At 56.9% G+C, this 16,498-nt stretch carries 12 protein-coding genes; 4 read left to right on the forward strand and 8 right to left on the reverse strand.

Translation table 11 applies throughout. The features are described 5' to 3' along the window. Positions 1–189: 189 nt before the first annotated feature. The gene (locus BF99_RS0116150) at positions 190–990 is read right to left on the reverse strand and encodes a phytanoyl-CoA dioxygenase family protein (RefSeq protein ID WP_025771835.1); all 801 of its coding nucleotides are present in this window, start codon (positions 988–990) and stop codon (positions 190–192) included. Between the two features lie 136 nt (positions 991–1,126). Between BF99_RS0116150 and BF99_RS0116155 the strand changes: the two genes are divergently transcribed. The 4 genes from BF99_RS0116155 to BF99_RS0116180 all read left to right on the forward strand — a co-directional run bounded on the left by BF99_RS0116155 (position 1,127) and on the right by BF99_RS0116180 (position 7,515). Beyond that, the gene (locus BF99_RS0116155) at positions 1,127–1,969 is read left to right on the forward strand and encodes a DNA-formamidopyrimidine glycosylase family protein (RefSeq protein ID WP_025771837.1); all 843 of its coding nucleotides are present in this window, start codon (positions 1,127–1,129) and stop codon (positions 1,967–1,969) included. Positions 1,970–2,146: 177 nt separating this feature from the next. Next, the gene (locus BF99_RS0116160) at positions 2,147–3,046 is read left to right on the forward strand and encodes a restriction endonuclease (RefSeq protein ID WP_025771839.1); all 900 of its coding nucleotides are present in this window, start codon (positions 2,147–2,149) and stop codon (positions 3,044–3,046) included. A 1,050-nt stretch (positions 3,047–4,096) separates the two neighbouring features. Beyond that, positions 4,097–5,344, forward strand: coding sequence for a hypothetical protein (locus tag BF99_RS22180; protein WP_156013397.1), 1,248 nt, complete (start codon positions 4,097–4,099; stop codon positions 5,342–5,344). Between the two features lie 17 nt (positions 5,345–5,361). Continuing rightward, positions 5,362–7,515, forward strand: a complete 2,154-nt coding sequence (locus BF99_RS0116180) for a hypothetical protein (protein WP_156013399.1) — start codon at positions 5,362–5,364, stop codon at positions 7,513–7,515. Between the two features lie 247 nt (positions 7,516–7,762). Here the strand turns inward: BF99_RS0116180 and BF99_RS0116190 are convergent, their stop codons facing one another. From BF99_RS0116190 to BF99_RS21265, 7 genes are all read right to left on the reverse strand, one after another. Beyond that, positions 7,763–8,173, reverse strand: coding sequence for a hypothetical protein (locus BF99_RS0116190; RefSeq protein ID WP_025771846.1), 411 nt, complete (start codon positions 8,171–8,173; stop codon positions 7,763–7,765). Positions 8,174–8,249: 76 nt separating this feature from the next. Continuing rightward, positions 8,250–8,705, reverse strand: coding sequence for a peroxiredoxin (locus BF99_RS21260; protein WP_231471417.1), 456 nt, complete (start codon positions 8,703–8,705; stop codon positions 8,250–8,252). 95 nt (positions 8,706–8,800) lie between these two features. Continuing rightward, a complete protein-coding gene (gene xsc / locus BF99_RS0116205; RefSeq protein ID WP_231471419.1) occupies positions 8,801–10,558 on the reverse strand; it encodes a sulfoacetaldehyde acetyltransferase in 1,758 nt (585 codons plus the stop codon). Positions 10,559–10,741: 183 nt separating this feature from the next. After that, positions 10,742–12,187, reverse strand: a complete 1,446-nt coding sequence (locus BF99_RS0116210; protein WP_197019189.1) for an MFS transporter — start codon at positions 12,185–12,187, stop codon at positions 10,742–10,744. Positions 12,188–12,651: 464 nt separating this feature from the next. Continuing rightward, a complete protein-coding gene (locus tag BF99_RS0116220; protein WP_025771852.1) occupies positions 12,652–14,061 on the reverse strand; it encodes a matrixin family metalloprotease in 1,410 nt (469 codons plus the stop codon). 295 nt (positions 14,062–14,356) lie between these two features. After that, a complete protein-coding gene (locus BF99_RS0116225; protein ID WP_025771854.1) occupies positions 14,357–15,886 on the reverse strand; it encodes a matrixin family metalloprotease in 1,530 nt (509 codons plus the stop codon). Between the two features lie 147 nt (positions 15,887–16,033). Further along, the coding region (locus BF99_RS21265) for a hypothetical protein (protein ID WP_197019191.1) at positions 16,034–16,498 on the reverse strand (465 nt) is incomplete at its 5' end.

Raw genomic sequence — 16,498 nt, forward strand, 5'->3', positions numbered from 1 at the left:
GAGGGGCTCGGGCGATCACCTTAAGCCTCGTTCTTCATGGCCTCGTTTCGATATGCAATCCGGTGCCTGCAAAGGGTATCGGCCGATCGAAATCCGGCGGCGGTTGAATGATCTCGAACCCCGAGCACGACCTCGCAAGCCGGCTTCGGATCATCCAAAGACGCTTTCATCGCCCCGCTCGACGCCTTTTCAGCTCGTAGCCGTAATCGATCGATGCCTTTCGTCCAACTCGCGCCAACGCAGCAGCGCCGCCGGATCGCAATCCACCGTGGCCGGAATATCCTCGCCGAAATGACCGAAACGATCCCGTCCTCGCGCCGACAGCGCGGTATCGGCATCGTGCTTGGTCTGCCGCATCTGCGGAGAGATATACTGAACATTGAGGCCGATGCGTCGATCGTCGCTGCGATTCGGGGTGGAGGCGTGCAGCGTGCGACCGTGATGGAAGGATGCCTCGCCCGCAGCCAAGGGACATTGCACGCAATCGGCTTCGTCGACATCCTCGACCGACTGGCTTTGAAAAAGAATATTGGTTTCGTCGTTGCCGGTGATATGAGGCATCTGTCCCCGAAGATGGCTGCCGGGGATCATTCGCATGCAGCCACTCGATATCGATGCCGGGGAAAGGGCCAGCCACATCGATACCTGCTCGTCGCCATCGAATCCCCAATAGGTCAGATCCTGATGCCAAGAGACATGGGATTCACCCTTGGGCTCCTTGATGATATAGCTGACGTTATAAAGAAGGATATCCGGCCCCAAAATGCTTTGCGCCACATCCAAGGCCTTGGGATGCAAGGCGAGCGCCAAAGGGGAGCGCAAGACGGTATGCACTTTGGCCTTGTAATGCAGCGGTCCGAGCCGCGCCTCGGCATCCTCGAGGTGTCGGCGATGCATCGCCGCCTCGGCTTGTTCGATGATCCGAACCGGCGAGAGAAAGCCGTCCCGCTCGTAGGACTCCTTCCAGCCTTCGCTTCGTGATTGGTTCATGGCTTGGATCCTCCATTCATCGCCCCGCTTGTCGGTGGCGATGACTATCGAATCGGTTGATCGTCAATCGTCGATCACTCTCTTCGTATCCCGACGCTCGCAACGCCGAGCAAGCGAAAAGTGTAAAGGATGAGCGATGCCGGAATTGCCGGAAGTCGAAAGAGGACGGCGACTCGCCCAACGCATCGCCGAGAAGCGAACGGTGGTGCGGGTTTTTTGCACGGACGATCCCATCGTCTTCGCCGGTACGAGCGCGCGACGCTGGCGGCGCGCGCTCGAGGGTCGGCGGGTGGAAGCGGTGCGGCGGTGGGGAAAACGAATCTGGTTCACACTCGACGCCGCTCCCCATCCGATCTTTCATTTCGGCATGAGCGGAGGCTTCGAGACGCCCGGGATCGCCCCGCTATCGCTTCGCACGGGTCCTCGCACCGACAAGGGAGAGGACCGATGGCCGCCGCGTTTCGTCAAGATCCTTTTACGCTTCGACGATGGCGGCGAGCTGGCGATGTTCGACGCCCGACGTTTGGGCAGCATCCTGCTGCGAAACGATCCGGAAAACGAAGCCCCGATCGCCGATCTCGGCTTCGATCCCTTGCTGGCGATGCCCGATCCCGCGGCATTCTTTCGCCTCCTGCAACACCGCCGACGCGCGATCAAAGGCCTGCTCCTCGATCAATCCTTCGCCGCCGGCGTCGGCAACTGGATCGCCGACGAAGCCCTGTATCAGGCGGGGATCGATCCCCGCTGCCTGGCATCGACGCTGACCGAATCCCGAAGCCGAAGACTGCGAAGCCGGCTTCTCGCCATCGTGCGAAAAGCGGTCGAGGTCGATGCCGACAGCCAACGCTACCCCCGCACATGGCTCTTTCACCACCGCTGGGGACGAAATCCGAATGCACGATCGGCCCGGGGCGAAGCGATCGAATACCTGAACGTCGCCGGACGCACCACCGCTTGGGTCCCTTCCGCCCAGCGTTGACATCCTCGCCCCCCATCACCGACGAATTGGCTGGAAATCGACCCATCGCTACCACTTGCTCTCCCCCAAGGGAAACAAAGACTATACAATCGGCGATGCGATAGACAACAGACCGATCACGGTATAACTTATGGAATGCCCCGATCGCCTCGGTGCACTACAAGGAGATGATTTGAAATGTCCATTCCCAGTTTTGTCGAATTTTTTCGTCCGGTGCTCGAAGCCTACCGCGAAAAGGAAAGACGGCTTCAAGATGTCTCCTCTGAGATAGGTGAATCTTTCAACCTGAGCGAAGAAGAAAAGAGAGAGATGGTCCCCAGTCGACGTCAGACCAAACTCTTCAATCGCGTGAGTTGGGCCAAGACCTATCTGACGAAGGCCGGGTTATTGAGAACAACCAAGTGGGGACATTCTGAAATTACCGATAGAGGGCTGGAAGCTCTCGAGTCAAAATATGAAATCGATATCAAATTTTTAAAGAAATCCGATTCATTTCAAGAATCCAGAAGTCGCAGAACAAAACCTTCGGAGGATAGAGAAGAAGCATCGACGATCTCCGATGAGCAGTCTATGACACCGGAGGAGAGTATCGAACAAGCCTTCAATAAAATAAACGAATCACTTGCGGAAGATCTACTGATTCGTATTCGCAGGGAAGATTCGCAGTTTTTAGAAAGATTAATTGTCGACCTGTTGATGAAAATGGGCTATGGCGACATAGGTGAAATCACCGGTGGACCGAGAGATCACGGTTTAGATGGCGTCATCCTTCAGGACCGCCTAGGCATCGATAAAATTTATCTTCAGGCCAAACTCTACGCACCGGAAAATAAAATAGCCGAAAAACACATCCGAGACTTCAGCGGTTCTTTACAACTAAAAAATGTCAAAAAAGGAGTATTTGTAACGACCTCCTCGTTTACCGATAACGCCATTAATGCGGCCGAAACTTTGAATATCATTCCGATCGATGCCAACAAACTGGCCGACCTGATGATTGAATACAACGTTGGCTGCCAAGTCGATAAAACTTATGAAATGAAGAAAATCGATCTGGATTATTTTGAATCGGACTAAAAAGATGCATTTCGAGAGATCGATTCGTTCTCGGCTCGATACAGTTATTTCGAGAAATTTTCAGACGATGTGCTCACTAGTGCAGCGCGAATATGTTCGCGCAAGAATTCGGTATCTACGAACCACCAAGAGCGTGTAGGCGTCGCCCAAACGCATATACAACAGTATCTATCACCATCGGTCGTCCAAGCATTGCGGTCGCCAAGTCAACGATCTCACCTTGCGATTCGAATAAGGTGAGTGATCGGATCGGCACCCTCGATATATCCTTTCTCACAGTATATGAAGACATGATCGGGAAAGAGTCGATCAACGTCTATTTGACAAGGAGATGGGCAAGGAGACGAATCCATGATTTCAAAGCCCGATACCTGCATTACAACCGAAGCGGCCGAGGAAACACCGGCATCGCCCGGATTTGTCGGCAGCACACTCCCCTAAAAGTGCTAGCCATCACCCAATCGATACTGCTTCATGGATTTATTCATATCACTCCAATATTGATAATCAAGGACTTCTCCAAGCGGTGATTTGCAGTAGTCAAGATAGCGTGAGACCGGTGTCGCTCTGACCCGATTTTTTCGGCAGTAAGCAGGTTTCGCTATCGCCGGCGTCGATTGCCCTTGGATCTCGAGTCGTCGCTCTTTCCGATCTTTATCGGGGTCGAGAAGGCGATTGGGTGGTTGCGAAGGCCTTGGAAATACGCGCTTTTATCCCTTTATCTCGATATCGTTCGTGCTTTTGTTCTCCTCGCCTCTCGTCGATCGCCAACCTCGGATCGAGAAGGGGGTGGAAGGCCTTGCCCGGCGGGAAAAGCGCGGGCTTTTATTTGCGCTCGAAGGGATCGATCGCCTTTGTCTTGCGGCTTTTTCGATGGGTCGACAAAAAAATCGATCTCCCAAGAAAACAAAAACCATCTTCGGTAGTCAAAACAAAGACTCGGGAGGAAAACGGTCGGCGCCAAGGGTGCACCGTATCGATTTTTCGAGGATCTGCGACCCCTAGCGTCATCGAAACGCATTCGAAGATAAAACGAGGACGACCATGAAGATGATTCGAACGTGCTTTTGCTGCTTTTTGCTCTGGACAGTTCCTCTGGCCGGTGCTGCGGCAGATGCCGAGCCGCCGATACGGGCATGGGTCAACGCCATCGCCCCGCCCTCTTCGAAAGATCGCGCAACGCTACGCATCCGCTGCAAGGATCGGCATGAGCGCTGCCGCGCTCGGCTCGACTGCACCTCAGGCGCGGACGGCTCGAGGTTCCAAGGATGGGTTCGAGAAGCGATTCCGGCGCGCGGGAGCGTGAGCCTCGAGGCACAGGAAATCGCCGATATCACCGGCGACTGGTCGGGCAAAGGACGTCTTGCCTGCGCCATCCGCAGCGATCGTCGGATCGGCGCCCAAGTTTGGACACGCTCCCAAGGGCGGCTGATCAACAACAGCGCGCTGGAAAAAAGTCGACGCCTGCCCCGAAATGCAGGTCATATCGCCGGGATTCACTCCATCCTCGCTCCCGAGCAGGCCGATCAATCCAATATTCGGATTCGTTGCGCCGACGAAAAGAACTGCACCCGTACTCGGCTTGCCTGCAACGAGGATGACGGCACCTTGCACGAAGCGAGTCTGGGCACCATCGCCGCCGCCCATGTCCGCCACCTGCAAAGCGATGAGTTGGCCGATCTGATCGGTCATCGCTGGGAAGGCATGGGTTTGTCGTGCGAGTTGCACTCGGACAATCCCTTCACCGTACAGGTTCTGACGCGCACCCGTACCGGGGTCTTGATCAACAACGGCGCCATCATCGAAAGCGGTGATTCGCCGATCCCCGGACCACCGCCGGCGGTCTCTCCCTTGCCCGAATCAACGCCCACCGAACCACCGACGACGACTTTGCCCTGGACGGAGATTTTTCCTTGGAGGGCATCGAAGGAAGTGCAAGGCCCGGATACGAATCAAAACGGGGTCAGGGACGATGTCGAAAAGGAGATTCGAAAACGGCATCCGACCGTCACCGCTGCGAAACTGAGCGCATTGATGCAAGACGCAAGAGCGACGCAGTTGGCATTGGTGGCCGGGGATACGCTCGACCCCGATGCCATCGACGAGGCGGCGCATCGCATCAGACGCAGCGTCTCGTGTCTTTCGGACAGGCTCCGCCACGATTCCTATGATGCGGGATCGTTCATCACCTATACCACCGTCAACACCCCGGCCCGCAGCGAAGCCTATATCCGCTTCAACGAAGCCATGTCGGGAACCGTTTCCGGCGCCCCGGTCGGAGACCCTTGCGACGAATGACCCTCGAGGAAAGAACGATGAACCCGATGAAAGATATCGCGATCCCGATGATCGCCGCCCTCGTCTCTTCGCTGTTTTTCTTCTCGGCCAAGGCCTACGACGGCGTTTTTGCCGATGGGACATGCAAGATACCGACCACCGTTTTTTATTATATCAACGGCATCTTGACCTCCTATAAGGATGCGGACAAGGCCAGAGAAGCCCTCGAAGAGGAATGGGGCAAGAATCCGGCTAATAACCGCGAATTCAAACTTTCCTATAACCAAACGCACGGTCTGTTTCGCGATATCTTAAAAACATTCAGACTCAAATCCAAGGAGGATAACGAAGACAAGACCTTTTGGAAGCTGCTGAGCGGAGAAAAACCGGGTTCGTTGAATGTCGATGCGTTGTCGAAAACGATGGCCTCGGAAATCGCTTCTCGTTTGCCGCAGATCCAACCCGGAGGGGCAAGCGACGAAGAGCATCTGATACATGCCGAACGATTTCGAAGGGATTTGGAAAAGGGAAAAAAGGTCATCGTCGTTGCCCATAGCCAAGGCGGGCTGATTGCCAACGCCGCCGTGCAAAGTCTATGGGATGAACGATGGGACTATTTAAATTATATCGATAAAATAAATATCGCCTTCCCCTCTTCGCTTTATAATAAGCGAGGTAATGGGTCTTTATATCCGATTCAATATATTACCGCCGAAGATGATCGCGTCATCAACGCGCTTCGTTTTCTTGCTCCGAACACCCTTCGGGGTAATGTCGACAACGATCCCGGGATATTCAACGATCATAGGGATTGGCTCAATCACGGATTTTTACCATCCTACTATTCGAATGTCCTTGGGTCGCCAAGGCTATGGAGTCGATGGTCTATCAATAATATGATCCAGAGCCGCTTCCTGTATATGGCTTTTCCTTGGAAGGAGAAAAGTGAATACCCAATTACCATTTCCGTTCATAGAGATCGTCCTCGAAAAGCATCTCATGCGGCGGTATGGCTTATCATTAACTCAGCAATAAAATCTGTACGTTCCAGTTCTATCTATGTTAGTTATTTTCTGGATAGAGGATATAATGATCTTGATTCCGATCCCGTTCTTAAGAACCCGGAAACGGTTACCCTGCCGTGTATACAAAATTTGGACTACGATACTCACTATCGTGTCGGTATCTATTTGACCGATAATACACATACTAGGAAAAATTTTTATCCTTACCTTAAAAATGTACAAATTGATATCGTCGTTGGAGATACCAAGAAAGTCTTTTCGATCGACCATCCCTTGGAACATTTAAATGATGTATTTGGTGATCCTCTGGCCTCGATCACCGTACGCAGAAATAATGAAAAGGGTATTGAATATACCATCGAAGAGACCATGGAAGACTATCTGAGGGAGTTCGTGACAGTCAAGACTTTTTCCATCGGATCGTCTTCGGCCCCCCAAAAATTCGAAAGGCCGGTTTTGGCCTATCAAGCGCGGATCCATGCAATCCCGCCGCCCGCCGCCCGGGATCGGGCTTTGATTCGCGTGCGCTGCGAAGATCGGGAACAAGACTGCAAACTTTGGCTCGAGTGCACCACCCCGAAGGAGGATCGAGTCTTTTCCGGTTGGGTTTCGAAAGCCATTCCGGCCCGAGGGAGTATCGCCCTCGATGCGAGAAAGATTGCCGATAGCGTCGGCGATTGGTCCGGCAAGGGGCGCCTTGCTTGCGATATCGGGAGCGCCCGGAAATTCAGCGCCCAACTCTGGATTCGTTCCGATGACGGTATGCTCGTCAACACCGGCGCTTTCGCGCAAAGCCGTCGATTCGCATATACCGAAGGGGATCGATACCGTCGCTATGAAGGGGTCGATATCGACTCCATCCCCGCACCGGGCGGCGACGATGAATCCAACCTTCGCATCCGCTGCGCCGGCAACGAAGAATGTACCAATACCCGGCTCGAATGCGCCGAGGACGACGGGACCTTGCACGAGGCGACGCTGGGAACCATCCCCGTGGCCCGGGTGCGGCATCTGCAAAGCGAGGAATTGGCGGAGCTGATCGACCATCGCTGGGAGGGCTTGGGTCTGTCTTGCGAGGTGCAATCCGATGGCAGCATCACCGTACAAGCGCTCACCCGCACCGCCGGTATCCTGGTCAACAATGGAGCGTCGAATGACGAGCCGTGAGGAAAGCGCTCGCCCGGCCTTGCGCCGATGACTCATCTCGGGCGCTCTTCGGTCCAATGTGGTCTTGGCTATCTCTTATCAGCGATGCCGCCGCCCTTGGCAAGGTGAATCTTGAGGCCGTTGCAAAACGCGCGCTTCGAATCGGGCGCTTGCTTTGCGAACAAAAAGCCGCATCGCCGATGGTCGGGCTACGGAGGATCGAGGCCATGCCCGGCGTTTGTTCGATGCGCCTTTTCGATCGCTTCTTCTAATCGTCCTCGTCTTCCTCCTCGTCGCCATCGTCGTCGCTCTTTTTCTTCAACTCCTTGATTGCCTGAAGACCTCGCTCTTCTTGGTGATCCTCGAGTTCGTTGAACAGCGCGATGGCGGTATCCGCAGCATCCATCGCGAACATGGCGGCCCGCGCACCTTCCGAGGCCGCGATATCGATCCTTTCTCGCGCTTTGTCGAACATCTTCTGATCGCCCTTTATCTTGGCGTCGATGAGCGTCGTGGCGTAGATATCGGATTGCCGGATCGCGGCCTGCCGGATCAGGTTGACGGCCGTCGGATCGTGCAGGTATTTACGCATCCGAAGTGGCTCCTGGCAAGGAATTTCAACGAACCCGAGGATCGGGGTCAAGGCTTGGCGTTGCAAGCGATTCGCACCCTCGTTCAAGATCGAGGCCTTGGTCGATGATCTTCGCTATCGCCACCGACACACCCCTTTTTGCATCTGCGGATAAAAAACGCTCTCATGCGAGGGACTCGAGATCGGCAAGGACTTCGGTCGGATGATCCGCAGGCTTTACCGGATCGTAGACCTTGACGATCATCCCTTCGGGGTCGATCAGGTAACTGATACGCTTCGGATGAGAGGCGGCGGTATCATCGGCGGCACCGTAGGCGACCCCCGTTGTTCGGTCGGTATCGCAAAGCAGGTCGTAGCCGAAATCGAACTTTTCCTTGAAAGCCCGATTCTCTTCGGGGGTATCGAAACTGGCCCCCAAAACGACGGCGTTTTTCTCTTGGAAGTCATGGGATCGATCACGGAACCCTTTGCCTTCCAAGGTTCAGCCAGGGGTATCGGCTTTCGGATACCACCACAGAACGACCCATTTTCCCGCCAGTCGATCCAACGAGACGGTCCGGCCTTGCTGATCCGAGACCGAGAATGCCGGGGCTCGGTCGCCCGCTTCGAGCAGTGGCATGATGGGAATTCCTCCTTGTATCGTTTCGATGATGGCCGAGGAAGCAAGGGCAAGGACGAATCCCTCCCTCCTCGGCCGAAAAAAACGCTTGCGTCTTAGCGAGAGACGGTGAGCTCCGCATAACGAGGCAACAAGCAGCGCTGATCTTGCATCGCATCTCGACGAAAGGGAGCGCCGAGTTCCTTGTTGACCACCACCTCGATCAAGGTGGTCCGACCTTCACCTTGAGCGGCGCAAGACGCCCGCATCGCCTCGCTCAACGCCTCCATCGATTCGACCCGCACCCCCTCCAGGCCGAAAGCCTTGGCCACTTCGGCATAGCTGAAGTCGTCGCCGAGCTCGGTGCCGACGAAACGCTCGTCGAACCAAAGAATATCGTTTTTCTTCTCCGCCCCCCATTGCTCGTTGCGGAAAACGACGATGGTGACCGGGATCTGCATCCGATCGCAGGTCGGCAACTCGTTGAGGCTGATCCCGAAGGCTCCGTCTCCCACGAGGGCCACGGCCGGGCGATTCGGGCAGGCGAGCTTGGCTCCCATGATGGCGGGAAAGGCATAGCCGCAATTGCCGAACATCCCGGGGGCGAGGAAGCTCCTGGGCTGCTCGAAGGGGAGATAGCTATTGGCCATCGCGCAGATATTGCCGATATCGGTCGAGACCATCGCATCCGGGGGCAGACCGTCCTGAATCGCCCGCAATGCCTGGCGCGGCGCCATTCGATTCGGGGCCGCCGCTTGCGCCTTCGCATTCCACTGGCTGCCGGCATCGTCCTCCTCGTGATCCCAACCCGCAAGTTTTTGCAGCCAAGCGGATTTTGCGGTGGCGATCGCGTTGCGGCGCCGCTCCCCCGCTTCGCCCGGGGAATGCCCTTCGAGGGCGTCGACGAGCTGCAAGGCCACCGCTCGGGTATCGCCACAGATGCCGATATCGATCGGCTTGGCCAAGCCGAGCATGTCGGGGTTCGCATCCACTTGGATGATGCGCGCCTTCCCCGTCCAATAATCGATATTGTGCTGCGGCAGGGTGCTGAAAGGATTGAGTCGGGTGCCCAAGGCGAGGATCACATCGGCATCTTTGATCAATGTCATCGCCGATTCCCAGCCTTGGTAGCCGAGCGGACCGACGGCCAGAGGATGGCTTGCAGGAAAGCTGTCGTTATGCAAATAGCTGTTGGCGACCGGAGCCTCCAAGCATTCGGCGAGCCGCCGACACTCGTCCACCGCATCTCCTAGCACCACCCCGGCCCCGGCGACGATCATCGGGAATTTCGCCTGCCGCAGAAGATCCGCAGCGCGGGCCACGATCTCGGTATCGCCGGGCTGACGACCGGGGAGGATCGGCTGCGGAATCTCGACATCGATGATCTGGCAAAAATAATCGCGGGGGATATTGAATTGCACCGGCGCACTGTGCTGACGGGCGCGCTGAAAACAGCGGCTCAGCGATTCCACAATCCGCGATGGATGCGCGAGGGTTTCCTGATGGCAGGTGATTTCCTCGAAATAGGGCAACTGGCGCGTTTCCTGAAACCCCCCGAGGCCTTGGGTTTTGGCGCCGGTCTCCGGGGTGATCACGATCATCGGGGTGTGGTTCCAGTAGGCGGCGGCCACGGCGGTGACGAAGTTGGTGATCCCCGGACCGTTCTGGGCGATGCATACCGCTATTTCGCCGCCGGCGCGACAGTAACCATCCGCCATGTGCGCTGCGCCTTGCTCATGGGCGACATCGACGAAGCGAATGCCGGCGCGAGCGAATATATCCAGCCCCGGCATGAAAGCCGAACCGACGATTCCGAAGGCCACCTTCACGCCGTTGATTCTGAGGGTCTCGACGAAGGCTTCTTGAGAGGTCATCTGCATCTTCTTGGATCCTATTGAGTGGTATTGACGAAAAAGGGGCGACGAAACGCAAGCCGTTCAGTGTGCCCGATAGCGAGCGACAGGGCAAGAGATCGCGATGGAAATGCGATGGAAAAAGAAGCGAACCCCTATAGGGTACCGAAAACCGGAAGCGAACATGCGCTGCGCGCCGGGATTTCAGCGCGGGGCGCCGAAAAGGGCCATCGACGCCGGTGCGCCGCCGCTCAGTCGGCGCAGGATCGACAGTGCCAGCAGGCCTTCTGCGGCGTTGATCAAAAAAGCGATCGACGGGCCGAAATTCTCGGCGAGCCAACCGATATGCAAAAAACCGATCGGTCCGGTGCCGATGCAAAGCGTCAACGCCCCGAGGATACGACTGCGATATTCCGCCGGAGCGTTGAGGTAGGAAAGAGCGCTTTGCATCGCCGAGAAACAAGCCCCGGCAAGCCCGATCGCCAACAAGATCATCATCGCCACGAGAAAGGAGGCGAGGGTGCCGGTCTCGTCCTCGGCGCCCGCCGAGAAGGAAAGGCAGATCAACCCCAAGATCCCGATCAAGAGCAGATAGATCGCGGTCCCGAAATGGTAGATCACCGCGAATTGACGGGGGCGGGCAAAAAGAGCCAAGGCGATGGCGCCGATGAAGGCGCCCAAACCCTCGCCGCTCGAAAGGAGGCCGATCAACGCCGGGCCGAGTCCGAGGATATCGGCCCCGACCACCGGAATCATCGAGGTGAAGGGAAAGCCCCACAGGTTGAAGACGATGGTGATGGAAAAGATCCAACGAAGCCTCGCATCCTCGATGACGAAACGAAAACCCGACATCAGCTCGCCGAAGAAATGCCCGCCTCGCACCCTAAGCTTCCTCGCATCTTTCGCAGAAGGAATCGATGCGATCGCCACCACGCAGATAGCGAAAAGGGCCGTGCTTAAGATGAAGACCCCGCTCAAACTGAACCATTCCAGAACGACACCGCCGAGCACCGGCCCGAGCATTCTGGTGGAACTCGAGGCCGCCGAATCCAGACTCATCGCCGGGGCCAGATCTTCGGCCTTCGTGACATCCCCGAGCAGACGGCGGCGCACCGGAATATCCGTCGCCCAGAGCATCCCGCCGACGAACGAGGCCAGCGCCACCGGCCAAAAGCCGAATGATAGACGGGCGGCGGCGACGGCCATCGCCAACGAAAACAAAAGAGCGATCGTCAGCGAGACGAGCACCAGCAGCTTGCGGTCGCTGCGATCGGCGAAAACCCCGACAAAGGGGCCGCACAAGGCCAACGGCAGCATCCACAAAAGCGGGATCAGGGAAACGAGCAAGGGCGAGCCGGTGATCTCGAAGGTGTGGATCCCCAGCGCCAAAAACTGGAGCCACCGCACGATGCCGACCAAAGCACCGGTACCCCAGACCGCAAGAAAGGTTCGGTTGCCGAATAACAAGCGCGAAACGCTCGCATCGGGCGCTGCGAACGATAGAAGCCTTCTCACCGTCTTTGCATCATCGAAGCCACCGGGGAATCGGCGAGATCGAGGGCGCATATCGCCGGCGCCCCGCCAATGAGTTGCCCGCAACCGCCGGGCTCGCACTGCCAAAACCCCTTGCACCGAGGGCATCGATGCCATCGACATTCAAAGGTTGCAAAGAGTCCGAATCCGCCGCCGGGGTCGGCTTCGCCCTTGTCGGCCGGGGCGATCGCCCGAGCGCAAGCCCGAGCTTCGAGCCTCGGTGCGAAAAACGGAGGTGATCCGGCATATCGAGCCTCTTTTCTTGCCAAGACCCCCGCCTTGCTCGGCGAGTCCAAGGCGCTACGGAAATATTCGGCCCCGCCCCTCGATAAGCGCTTTTTGCGCTTTGAATGCCGCCCTCTTATGAGATATCGATCGCTTTCAAACGGGCGGGAGGGCGATACCTCCTCGATGTCCCTTCGCACTCCCAAGCGCTGCGGATTTCGATCCGGGATCTGCGTAGGCACCCAACCGGATCGAAAATCCCTTTGATCTTCGAATCTCCCCCGACCCATCGATCGTCTTTTCAACTGAGAAGGCTTTCGCGATACCGGCAAGCCCACCGGTGGCTCGGGCGGCTATCAGTGCATGCTGACTTCGCTGTTGTTGACCAGAGCGTTCCCTCCGGTCCGCGTCAGAATCTGGGCAGTGATATAAAACGACGAGACCAAGTGGCATGAAAGCCCCATCCCTTGCCATCGATGATCGATCAACTCGACGAGCCTTTGGCTTTGGAAATGCTCGACGCTCCCCCTTTCGACGGTCTCCAAACTGCCCTCATGCAAGGTGCCGTCATCCTCCCAACAGCGGATAGCGATATCGTCGCAGTCCGAATGGATAGCGACGGGGCAGTGGACCCTGATATTCGACTCGTCCACACCACCGGGAGCGGGGATCGAATAGAGCCTGACGATGTATCTTTCCTCGCTATACGAGGGCTCGGCAATGGCGGTGTTGTTGATCAGCACTCCGTTGCCCGATCGGGTCCACACTTGACCCGAAATAGAACGGGGGCTGCGCAATTTGCATGTCAGTCGTTTATCCCAAGGAGTGCCGCCGGTGATGCGCATCAGATCGGCGGAACTCAAAACGGAAACCCCGGCGGCAGGGACTTCATCGGGCAAGGTGCCGGAAAAAGCGCGCCCGCTACCTTGATCCGTGCAATCGAGAAAAACCGGACAATCGCTCCGCTCGTCCTCGCAGCGAATGCGGATCGTGGACTGATCTTCGGCGGTGATCGGGGCGATGGCTTGGAGCATGGCTCGGGGCGGGTCGGCAGCCCCGACCGGCCGGCCCTCGCTACCGTAAATCGCCATGATCCCCTCGATATCATCGGGTTGCAAACGATCGATATTGCTGATCGTCGAGTTCATGATCGCAGCCACCTCCTGACCCGCTTCGTCCGGGTGATCGAGCCCCCATGTATGGCCGAATTCGTGGATGGCAACGCGGTGCATATCGAAAAGAACGGTGTCATCCGACAACCTTCGCCCAGGACCCGAATAGCTGTTCCAAGTCACTGCCGTATTGAAAACGACATCGCTTTCCCGCATGACGCCGCTTTCGAAGTTCCAGCGATTGAAGGCGATCGCTATGCTGCGATCGTCGAAGGCATAGCCGCAATAGGTATCACCGACGGTGATGGTATTGGTTCCATCACCGATGATGCATCTCGGTTTGGCAGGCAAGCTCGTGATATTGATGCGCAATCCGGCATCGGTTCGATAAAATTGATCGGCAGCGCTTCGGACCACATCCTCCCAGCAAGGGCCGAATTCATAAAGCTCCACACCTTGCGCTCTCGGCAGACAGGTAGCGCCTTCGTTCCCCCCGAAACGCGCCTCCATTTCGATCTCGCGCCGATCCCATTTGAGCGGCTCCCCGCTATCGCTTTTCCAGTGCACCCACGCCTTCGCCATCCCCGTCGGTAAGATGATCGGGAGAAAAAAGATGCTTGCGAAAACCGCTATCGCAAGCAAAGCGCTGCCCAACGACGCTGTCGAAGCATCATCGGCAGCGGACCATCGATCGCTTGCTCGCGCTTGGCCTTTCGATCCTCGGTACGAAAAACGGAAATGATCCGGCATGCCGGCTAGCCCCTTTCCTTGACCTAAGCCCCGCCTTGCTCGCAGAGCCCTGTGCTTTATGAAAATATTCGGCCTTGCCCTTCACGAGGTGTCTTTTGCACTTTCAACCGCGCAGTTTGGCGATATCACCATCTCGAATCCACGAAGATCGCGCTCGCAAATTCCGCGATACCGACAATCCGACAGGTTGTTCGGGCGGCTATCGCTGCATGGGAAGACGACCGACTTCGCTGTTGTTGACCAGAGCGTTCCCTCCGGTACGGGTCAGGATCTGGGCGGTGATCCCGAACGACGAGACCAACTTGCACGAAAGCCCCATCCCTTGCCATCGATGATCGATCAGATCGGCGAGCCTTTGGCTTTGGAAATGCTCGACGCTCCCCCTTTCGACGGTCTCCAAACTGCCCTCGTGCAAGGTGCCGTCATCCTCCCAACAGCGGATAGCGATATCGTCGCAATCCGAATGGGCATCGATGGGGCAGTGGACCCTGATATTCGACTCGTCCACACCACCGGGAGCGGGGATCGAATAGAGCCTGACGGTGTATCTTTCCTCGCTATACGAGGGCTCGGCAACGGCGGTATTGTTGATCAGTACCCCATTGCCCGATCGGGTCCACACCTGACCCGAAACATCGCGAGGGCTACGCAATTTGCATGTCAGTCGTTTATCCCAAGGGGTGCCACCGGTGATGCGCACGATATCGGCGGAGCTCAAAGCAAACGACCCTCCGGCGGGGATTTGATCGGACAAGGCACCGGAAAAAGCGCGGCCGCTCCCCTGATCCGTGCAATCGAGAAAAACCGGACAATCGCTCTGCTCGTCCTCGCAGCGAATGCGGATCGTGGACCGATCTTCGGCGGTGATCGGGGCGATGGCTTGGAGCACGACTCGGGGCGGATCGGCAGCCCCGGCCGAAATGCCCTTGCTACCGTAGATCGCCAAGATCCCCTCGATATCATCGGGTTGCAAACGATCGATATCGCTGACCGCCGAGTTCATGATCGCAGCCACCGTCTGCCCCGATTCATCCGGATGATAAAGCCCCCATGTATGGCCGAATTCGTGGATGGCAACGCGGTGCATGTCGAAAAGCATGGTGTCATTCGACAACCTTCGCCTGGGGCCCGAATAGCTGTTCCAAGTCACGGCGGTATTGAAAACGACATCGCTTTCCAAAATGATGCCGTTTTTGATGGTGTAGCGATTGAATGCGATCGCCACGCTGCGATCGCCGAAGGCATAGCCGCAATAGGTATCCCCGACGGTGATGGTGTTGGTTCCATCACCGATGATGCATGTTCGTTCGGCAGGCGAACTCGTGATATCGATGCGCAATCTGGCGTCGGTTCGATAGTACTGATCGGCGGCGCTTCGGACCACATCCTCCCAGCAAGGGCCGAATTCATAAAGCTCCACACCTTCCGCTCTCGGCAAACAGGTAGCGCCTTCGTTTCCTCCGAGGCGCGCCTCCATTTCGATCTCGCGCCGATCCCATTTGAGGGGCTCCCCGCTCTCGCTTCTCCACTGCACCCACGCCTCGGCCATCCCCATCGGTAAGGTGATCGGGAGAAAAAAGGTGATTGCGAAAACCGCCGTCGCCAGCAAAGGGTTGACCGGCGCCGCTGTCGAAGCATCATCGGCAGCGGACCATCGATCGCTTGCTCGCGCTCGGCCTGTCGATCCTCGGGTCGAGCCTTGGTAGGAAAAACGGAAATGATCCGGCATGCGAGCCTCTTTCCTTGCCCAAAGCCCCGCCTTGCCCGCAGAGCCCGACGCTTTACGAAAATATTCGGCCTTGCCCTTCTCAAAGCGTCTTTTGCACTTTCAACAGACCGCCTTCACCGGCAAGCCCACCGGTGGCTCGGGCGGCTATCAGTGCATGCTGACTTCGCTGTTGTTGACCAGAGCGTTGCCTCCGGTACGCGTCAGAATCTGGGCGCTGATATAAAACGACGAGGCCAAGTGGCATGAAAGCCCCATCCCTTGCCATCGATGCCCGATCAACTCTTCGAGCCTTTGGCTTTGGAAATGCTCGACGCTCCCCCTTTCGACGGTCTCCATACTGCCCTCGTGCAAGGTGCCGTCATCCTCCCAACAGCGGATAACGATATCGTCACAATCCGAATGGGCAGCGATGGGGCAGTGGACCCTGATATTCGACTCGTCCACCCCACCGGGAGCGGGGATCGAATAGAGCCTGACGATGTATCTTTCCTCGCTATACGAGGGCTCGGCAATGGCGGTGTTGTTGATCAGCACCCCGTTGCCCGATCGGGTCCACACTTGGCCCGAAATAGAACGGGGGCTGCGCAACTTGCATGTCAGTCGTTTATCCCA

This window comes from Thioalkalivibrio sp. HK1, from assembly GCA_000583135.1.
Lineage (GTDB): Bacteria > Pseudomonadota > Gammaproteobacteria > HK1 > HK1 > HK1.

What these genes read in the sequence shown, in the direction of transcription:
- xsc (WP_231471419.1), bottom strand. Translation starts at nt 10,558, where the DNA reads ATGACCTCTCAAGAAGCCTTCGTCGAGACCCTCAGAATCAACGGCGTG.
- BF99_RS0116150 (WP_025771835.1), bottom strand. Translation starts at nt 990, where the DNA reads ATGAACCAATCACGAAGCGAAGGCTGGAAGGAGTCCTACGAGCGGGAC.
- BF99_RS0116180 (WP_156013399.1), top strand. Translation starts at nt 5,362, where the DNA reads ATGAACCCGATGAAAGATATCGCGATCCCGATGATCGCCGCCCTCGTC.
- BF99_RS0116225 (WP_025771854.1), bottom strand. Translation starts at nt 15,886, where the DNA reads ATGCCGGATCATTTCCGTTTTTCCTACCAAGGCTCGACCCGAGGATCG.
- BF99_RS22180 (WP_156013397.1), top strand. Translation starts at nt 4,097, where the DNA reads ATGATTCGAACGTGCTTTTGCTGCTTTTTGCTCTGGACAGTTCCTCTG.
- BF99_RS0116160 (WP_025771839.1), top strand. Translation starts at nt 2,147, where the DNA reads ATGTCCATTCCCAGTTTTGTCGAATTTTTTCGTCCGGTGCTCGAAGCC.
- BF99_RS0116155 (WP_025771837.1), top strand. Translation starts at nt 1,127, where the DNA reads ATGCCGGAATTGCCGGAAGTCGAAAGAGGACGGCGACTCGCCCAACGC.
- BF99_RS0116210 (WP_197019189.1), bottom strand. Translation starts at nt 12,187, where the DNA reads ATGGCATCGATGCCCTCGGTGCAAGGGGTTTTGGCAGTGCGAGCCCGG.